Below are 294 nucleotides of genomic sequence, written 5' to 3'. Positions count from 1 at the left end.
TCGGTACTTCCAAATACCACATATGAAATTGAAATAAGAACTGTTGACGAAAGTGGTAATGTAAATACCAGTGGGGTAACTCAAACAGCTACAACAACTAATCCTGATACAACACCACCAGCCAGTATCAGTGATTTAACCAATACTACTTCTGCATACTGGATTGAATGGTCCTGGACAAATCCTGGTGACGAGGACTTTGATCACACGGAAATATATATTGATGATAATTGGGAAGCAAATGTTTCAAAGCCTGACAGTTCATATAACTATACTGAGTCGGTACTTCCAAAT

At 38.1% G+C, this 294-nt stretch carries 1 protein-coding gene; it reads left to right on the top strand.

Annotated elements, in window-relative coordinates:
* Nucleotides 1–294 (top strand): hypothetical protein (locus CI957_RS10715; RefSeq protein WP_164909105.1); only part of this gene is annotated, 294 nt, incomplete at both ends.

This window comes from Methanohalophilus sp. WG1-DM (assembly GCF_004104135.1).
Lineage (GTDB): Archaea > Halobacteriota > Methanosarcinia > Methanosarcinales > Methanosarcinaceae > Methanohalophilus > Methanohalophilus euhalobius.
The sequence above is the reverse complement of the archived record's forward strand: the minus strand, read 5'-3'. Positions and strand labels throughout refer to the sequence as shown.